This window comes from uncultured Flavobacterium sp., assembly GCF_963975005.1.
Lineage (GTDB): Bacteria > Bacteroidota > Bacteroidia > Flavobacteriales > Flavobacteriaceae > Flavobacterium.
Window position 1 is genome coordinate 1 of sequence record NZ_CAXBFR010000175.1, and the last position, 4252, is coordinate 4252.

At 30.2% G+C, this 4252-nt stretch carries 4 protein-coding genes; all 4 read left to right on the plus strand.

The annotated features are described in order from the left end of the window. Positions 1–691 (plus strand): carboxylating nicotinate-nucleotide diphosphorylase (nadC, locus tag AACZ53_RS13980; RefSeq protein WP_339839718.1); only part of this gene is annotated, 691 nt, incomplete at its 5' end. Positions 692–695: 4 nt separating this feature from the next. Further along, positions 696–1625 carry a YihY/virulence factor BrkB family protein gene (locus AACZ53_RS13985; protein ID WP_339839721.1) on the plus strand — a complete coding sequence of 310 codons (930 nt, stop codon included), beginning with the start codon at positions 696–698 and terminating at the stop codon, positions 1623–1625. Positions 1626–1646: 21 nt separating this feature from the next. Then, positions 1647–2207, plus strand: a complete 561-nt coding sequence (locus AACZ53_RS13990; protein ID WP_339839724.1) for a chalcone isomerase family protein — start codon at positions 1647–1649, stop codon at positions 2205–2207. A gap of 381 nt (positions 2208–2588) precedes the next feature. After that, entirely contained in the window at positions 2589–4196 is a 1608-nt protein-coding gene (locus AACZ53_RS13995; RefSeq protein ID WP_339839727.1) for a T9SS type A sorting domain-containing protein, read from the plus strand. The last annotated feature ends 56 nt before the right edge of the window (positions 4197–4252 follow it).

Below are 4252 nucleotides of genomic sequence, written 5' to 3' on the forward strand. Positions count from 1 at the left end.
ATTTGCCAAAATGATTTTCAATTACGTGGATTCAGATATGGAACTGGAAACATTTATCAATGATGGTGAAAAAGTGAAGTATGGTGATATCGTTTTTCATGTTTCAGGAAGATCACAATCGATTTTAAAGGCCGAACGTTTGGTCTTAAATTCAATGCAACGCATGAGTGCAATTGCTACAAAAACGCGAATGTTTGTAGGTTTAATTGGTGATGCAAAAGCAAAAATATTAGATACTAGAAAAACAACTCCAGGCTTTCGAGCTACCGAAAAATGGGCTGTCAAAATTGGTGGTGGAGAAAATCATCGTTTTGCTTTGTATGATATGATTATGCTGAAAGACAACCATATTGATTTTGCTGGAGGAATTGCTCAAGCCATTGAAAAAACTAAACATTATTTAAAAGACAATAATAAAGACTTAAAAATTATTGTAGAAGCTAGAGATATGAATGAAGTCGAACAAATTATAGAAGCTGGTGGCGTTTATAGAATTTTATTAGATAACTTTGATTTTGAAACAACCAAGAAAGCCGTAGCATTTATTGGGGATAAATGTCTAACCGAATCATCTGGAAATATCAACGAAAAAACCATTCGTGAGTATGCTTTGTGTGGAGTTGATTATATTTCATCTGGTGCTTTAACGCATTCAGTTTATAACTTAGATTTAAGCTTAAAGGCTTTATAAATTTATGTCAGAATTAATAGAACAAAAACTCGAAAAAATCCCTGTTGTAAGACAATTAGTTCGTTTTACCAAAGAGATAAAATTTAAGTCCTTAATAGAAGGAATGTCACTTTATGATATCCTTGAGTTATATATTTTAGGAATTTTTAAAGGGGCATTTTCATACAGAGCTAGTGCTATAGCATTTAGTTTTTTTATGGCTTTGTTTCCTTTTGCTTTATTTATTCTGAATTTGATTCCTTACATTCCTATAAAAGATTTTCAAGTCGATTTTATTAATTTTATTGCTCAAAATGTTCCTCCAAATACTTTTGAAGCTATTGATAAAATCATAATGGATATTTTAAACAACAGTTATCAAGGCTTACTTTCAACGGGATTTATTTTATCGATTTTCTTAATGACCAATGGTGTAAATGCTATTTTAGGAGGTTTTGAAATGAGCGAACATATTACATTAACGCGTGGATATTTTAGGCAATATTTAATTTCGTTAGCTTTGTCTTTAATTCTATCATTTCTTTTGTTAATTACAGTTGCTGCTATTATTGTTTTTGAAGTCTTTATTCAAAAAATTAAAATTCAAGATTATTTTTCAGATAATATTTCATTAATAGAATGGGGAAGATATGCATTTGTAATTTTAATGATTTTAATTACGACTTCTACCTTATATAAATATGGAACTAAGGAAACTACAAACATTAAATTCATTAGTTCAGGAGCTATATTTACTACAATTTTAATTATACTTTCCTCTTATATTTTTGGTATTTATGTAGAAAAATTTGCTCGTTATAACGAATTATATGGTTCCATTGGCACACTTCTTGTACTTATGTTTTACATATGGATCAACTGTATGGTTCTTTTATTAGGATTCGAATTAAATGCTGCAATTAACAAATTGAAAAGAAAAAATTTATATATTTAACAAAAATTAAAACCAATAAACATGAAAAAGCAGATTTTAGCCTTATTATTAGTAGTTATCGCAACATTTTCAATGAATGCGCAAAAAACAGTTTCTGGAGTAAAAGTGGATGATAAACTTTCTCTAGACGGAAAAAACCTTACTTTAAACGGTGCAGGAATTAGAGAGAAATTTTGGATGGATCTTTATGTTGGATCTTTATATACTACTAAAAAGACAACAAATGGTCAAGATGTGATTGATAGTAAAGATGCTGCAGCCATAAAATTAAACATTGTTTCTGGAATGATTACTTCTGAAAAAATGATCAATGCAGTTAATGAAGGTTTTGAAAATGCAACCAATAAAAATACAGCTTCTTTAAAAACAAAAATTGATAAATTTAAAGGTTTCTTCAAAGACAAAATAACTAAAGGAGATGTTTTTATCATTATGTATGATGGAAATGAAGTTCATGTTTATAAAAATGGAGCAAAAAAAGGTTCTATTGATGGATATGATTTCAAAAAGGCATTATTCGGAATTTGGTTAGGTAAAAAACCAGCTGATGATGATTTAAAAGATGGTATGTTAGGAAAATAATTTTCTAATAAATCAAATATAAAAACACTTCCAATTTGGAGGTGTTTTTTTTTACTCATGAGTCATTTAAACGAGTAATAGCTATGTTTTCTTTTTATAGTAAAACGACTGAAACACAAAGTAAAATCTATGTGCCCATGTGGTTAAAGAAAATCAGAAAATAAACTGCCAACTAATAACTGAACACTTTTATGTATTATTTTTCGGATAAAATTATTATATTGCAACAATAAACTGATTTTCAAGTATATGAAAAAACTACTACTCCTAACATTAATAATAAGTAACCTAACCTTTAGCCAATCCTTTCAATGGGGAAAACGTGGAGGAGGAAACAATAGTATTTCTTCAGGATGATTAACTATTAGGGCAGAAGAATCTATGAAAATAGTTACCGATACAAATAACAATATTTATACTATTTCAAGAGTTACCAGTGCAGGTTTAGATGTTGATACTAATACAAGGCCTTATTTTGACAGTCAATTAGAATTTGATTATGTTTTAAGTAGTTTTAGTTGTGATGGCTCTTATAGATGGTCTAAAACTATAGGAGGGCAAGGATTTGAAACTATGCATTTATCAACAGATGGGTTAGGTAATGTATATGTGGCAGGTAAATTTGGTAACTGTCAGACCAACACATCATATCCTGCTCAAATTGAAGGAGATGTTATTATTTCTCAAACTCCACAAGATTGTAGTTTGATTTTTTTAGTAAAATTTAACACTAATGGAGTAATGCAGTGGTTTAAACGTCCTCAAAGCAGCTCTGTTAGTATTAGTGTTGGATTTAGTCAAACTGGTTCTCTAGGTCTTGAAGTAGATTCTTTAGGTAATAGTTATTGGTTTGTAGCTATACCACCGGGCACTTATGCAAATGGAGCATTTACAAGCACAGAATCAACCACAAAATTTTTTGTGTTTAAATACGATACTACTGGTGCTTTTATAAGTGCTACTCTTATGGACTTTTCAGTTAGTGGTGCCTTTGGACAAACTTTGCGTTTTTATCGCAATCCTCAAACAGGTCAGTATTACCTGACCGCTAATAAATCGAATTCAGGAACAGCTTCTGCAACTTTAGGAACTGATACAATAACGGGTTCTTTTTTTATTGCCAGTTATGATGTAAATGGTCAGAAATTATGGCATCAGCAAGATGCTGTTGGTGCAAATGGATTAAGTTTTCAATCATATGACTTAGTTACTGATAATTTAAACAATATTTATTTTGCGGGTAAATTAGATGGGAACAATGTTGGCTCATTTATGGGTGTTTCAAGCGCTACTTTATATGCTAAATCTTATCTTATTAAATTAAATCCTAATGGTTCAAATGTCTTATGGAGTTCAGTTTCTCAGGGAATTGGTGTGTACGAAGGTACTGGTTTAGCAATAAATGGAACTGAAATAGGATTAGTAAGTTCATGTTTTGGTCCTAATTATACTTGGGGAACACAAAGTATGTTTGTCTCTAATTCAAATGAAGGTACTGAAATTCTATTTGCTCGTTTTAATACTGTAACAGGTGATTGTATTGGTTTAAATAAAATATCTGGTGATGTAGGTTATGAAGATAACGGTTCAGCATTAGCAGTAGACTCATCTGGTGATTATATAATTGGAGGTGGTTTTGGTCATCATTTAACTATAAATGGTACTACATTAATCAACGAAGGTTCACAAACCGATTTTTTTATAGCAAAATATGCAACAACTCCCTGTTCTACGGCAAGTACCGATAATTTTGATAAAGAACAAGGTTTAAACTTTTATCCAAACCCAGTAAACGATATTCTAACTATTGATATCAAAGAACCTTCAAACTATACTATGTATAATCTACAAGGTAGAATCATAAAACAAGGAATCTTATCACCCTCAAATAACACAATTGATTGTAGTGTATTAGATTCAGGATGTTATATGCTGCATGTAATAGATATTAATAACAATAAACAAGTGCTAAAGGTAATTAAGAAGTAAAAAAATCTATGTGCCCATGTGGTTAAAGAAAATCAGAAAATAAACTGCCAACTAAT

What these genes read in the sequence shown, in the direction of transcription:
- AACZ53_RS13985 (WP_339839721.1), top strand. Translation starts at nt 696, where the DNA reads ATGTCAGAATTAATAGAACAAAAACTCGAAAAAATCCCTGTTGTAAGA.
- AACZ53_RS13990 (WP_339839724.1), top strand. Translation starts at nt 1,647, where the DNA reads ATGAAAAAGCAGATTTTAGCCTTATTATTAGTAGTTATCGCAACATTT.
- AACZ53_RS13995 (WP_339839727.1), top strand. Translation starts at nt 2,589, where the DNA reads ATGAAAATAGTTACCGATACAAATAACAATATTTATACTATTTCAAGA.